Origin of the sequence: Escherichia sp. MOD1-EC6021 (genome assembly GCF_002965245.1) — a bacterium.
GTDB classification, from domain to species: domain Bacteria; phylum Pseudomonadota; class Gammaproteobacteria; order Enterobacterales; family Enterobacteriaceae; genus Escherichia; species Escherichia coli_F.
In genome coordinates this window covers 1-2,441 of record NZ_PTRU01000082.1, presented here as the reverse complement: position 1 = coordinate 2,441, position 2,441 = coordinate 1, and the positions used below count along the sequence as shown (strand labels likewise).

General features: G+C 56.8%; 3 protein-coding genes. All 3 read right to left on the bottom strand.

Annotated elements, in window-relative coordinates; genetic code table 11:
• Positions 1–36: 36 nt before the first annotated feature.
• From BEB54_RS27910 to tnpA, 3 genes are read right to left on the bottom strand one after another with little or no spacing between them, the layout of a single operon-like run.
• On the bottom strand, positions 37–1,575 hold the full coding sequence (locus BEB54_RS27910; protein WP_089580670.1) for an IS66-like element ISEc8 family transposase: 1,539 nt from the start codon (positions 1,573–1,575) through the stop codon (positions 37–39).
• A gap of 49 nt (positions 1,576–1,624) precedes the next feature.
• Entirely contained in the window at positions 1,625–1,972 is a 348-nt protein-coding gene (tnpB, locus tag BEB54_RS27905) for an IS66 family insertion sequence element accessory protein TnpB (protein WP_000612591.1), read from the bottom strand.
• Complete coding sequence (tnpA, locus tag BEB54_RS27900) at positions 1,969–2,349, bottom strand: IS66-like element accessory protein TnpA (protein ID WP_001171554.1); 381 nt, start codon at positions 2,347–2,349, stop codon at positions 1,969–1,971. Before tnpA ends, tnpB begins: the two co-directional genes overlap by 4 nt.
• Between the last annotated feature and the right edge of the window lie 92 nt (positions 2,350–2,441).

Sequence of the window (2,441 nt, the reverse complement as noted above, 5' to 3'; positions counted from 1 at the left end):
TAAGCGTACAGCGAGGGCCGTATTGACGGGGATGTGTTATTCAGCTGGCAGTGCTATGCGCCACGGAAGCAGTTCGCTGACCCGGTTGACCGGCCAGTCTGCTATGACGCCAAGCACATGGCGAAGGTAGCTTTCTGGATCCACGTCATTCAGTTTGCACGTCCCGATCAGGCTGTACAGTAGCGCTCCCCGCTCACCACCATGGTCAGAGCCGAAGAACAGGAAGTTTTTACGACCCAGACTGACCGCCCGCAGGGCATTTTCAGCGATGTTGTTGTCGATTTCCACCCAGCCATCGTTCGCATAGTACGTCAGTGCCGGCCACTGGTTAAGTGCGTACGCGAACGCCTTCGCCAACTCTGAGTGTCGCGACAGGGTCTTCATCTTTTCACGCAACCAGCTTTCCAGGGATTTCAACAGCGGTTTCGTTTTTCGCTGACGTTCAGCAAGCCGCTGCTCTGCCGGCATTCCCCTTATATCCGCCTCTATGGCGTACAACTGACCGATCTGCTCCAGGGCTTCTTCCGTCAGTGCTGACGGGATGCGGACGTGCACATCGTGGATCTTTCGGCGGGCATGAGCCCAGCAGGCAGCTTCCGTTATCCCACCATTGCGATACAGCTCGTTGAACCCGGCGTACGCATCCGCTTGCAGCACACCGCTGAAGCAAGCAAGATGAGTCTGCGGATGGATGCCTTTTCTGTCCGGGCTGTAAGCGAACCACACTGCAGGTGCCAACGCTGACCCGGCATTGCGGTCATCACGAACATACGCCCACAACCGCCCGGTCTTCGTCTTCTTATTACCCGGCAGCAGTACCTGGACCGGGGTATCATCGGCATGGAGTTTGCCGTCAGTCATGACATCGCCATGAAGCGCCTCTTCCAGCGGAGACAGCAGCCGGCAGCATGCATCCACCCAGCCCGACAGCAGTGAACGCCTCAGCTCCACACCTTGCCGGCCGTATATTTCTGACTGGCGATACAGCGGGGTGTGCTCTGCATACTTCGAGGTCAGCACGCGGGCCAGCAGCCCCGGTCCGGCGATACCCCGCTCGATGGGCCGCGAAGGTGCAGGTGCCTGCACGATGGCATCGCACTGAGTACAGGCATGTTTTTCCCGTACCGTCCGGATAACCCGGAAGGCGCTACGCATCAACTCCAGCTGTTCGGCGGTATCCTCGCCCAGATAGCTCAGTGAACCGCCGCAGTTCGGGCAGCACGGCGCCGCAGGCAACAGTCGCTTTTCGTCACGGGGTAGTGATTCAGGGAACGGCTTACGGGTGCGGGTCTGACGCAACGGACGCTGTACTGCCGGGTCATACACCCTACCAGTCAGCGTATCGCTCTCTTTCTGAAGCCGGTTCAGATCGGCTTCCATTTGTGCGATACGGCGGGAGACTTTTTCGGAACGACTGCCGAAGTTCATCCGGCGGAGTTTATCCAACTGCGCCTGCAGATGGTCTATTTCGCGCTCCCGGTTGCTCAGCTTTTCCTGCAGGGCGTGGATCAGCGCTTCCTGTTCGGCCAGGCGCTGTTTCAGCAGGAAGATGTCGTCAGAAGAGATGTCGTTCATAAGCCCGTATTTTACCGGGCTTATTCTGTGACAACCAGGATAAAGAGATTTACAGCATGGTCAGGGAGGTCAGCAGCCGCTTAGGCTGTCGCCAGTCGATACCTTCCAGCAGCATCGCCAGCTGCGCCTGCGTAAGGAACACTTTGCCATCACGGGCTGACGGCCAGGCGAAGCGCCCACGCTCCAGCCGTTTGGTCAGGAGGCACAGTCCGTCACCGGTGGACCACAGCAGTTTAACCTGACTGCCGCTGCGGCCCCGGAAAATGAAAACATGGCCGGACATGGGATCGTCTTTCAGCGCCGTTTGTACTTTCGCAGCCAGGCCGTTGAAGCCATTTCTCATATCGGTGATACCGGCAACCAGCCAAATTTTGGTCCCGGAAGGTAACGGGATCATCGCTTCAGTTCCTGTATCAGCAGAGTCAGGAGCTTTTCGCTGACATTGCCATTGAAGCGGAGCGTCCCGTGCCGGAACGTTACCTCACAGCTGATACTGAGGGTTTCCGGGTCCTCTGCGAGCGATTCTGGCTGTTCGGCAGCTGCATCGAGAGTCACAGGAAGTAGCTGGGGGCTCTCTGAAGAAGGTAATAGCAGCTTTCCCTCGCGCCATTGTTGTCGCCATTTGAACAACAGATTGGCGTTAATGCCATTTTCAAGAGCAAGTTTTGAGATGGATATCCCGGGTTCACAGGAGGCAGCAACGAGCTGCTGTTTAAATTCGGGAGGATAATTAGGGCAGCCTTTTCGCCTGCCGGGAGTCACATTTTTCTGCATATCTGATACTTTGGTTCCCACTACTTATTTGGTGGACACCACTTTGTCTAATTCGTCAGATTCTGACCAGACGGTTCAGGCTGTACGCTTAC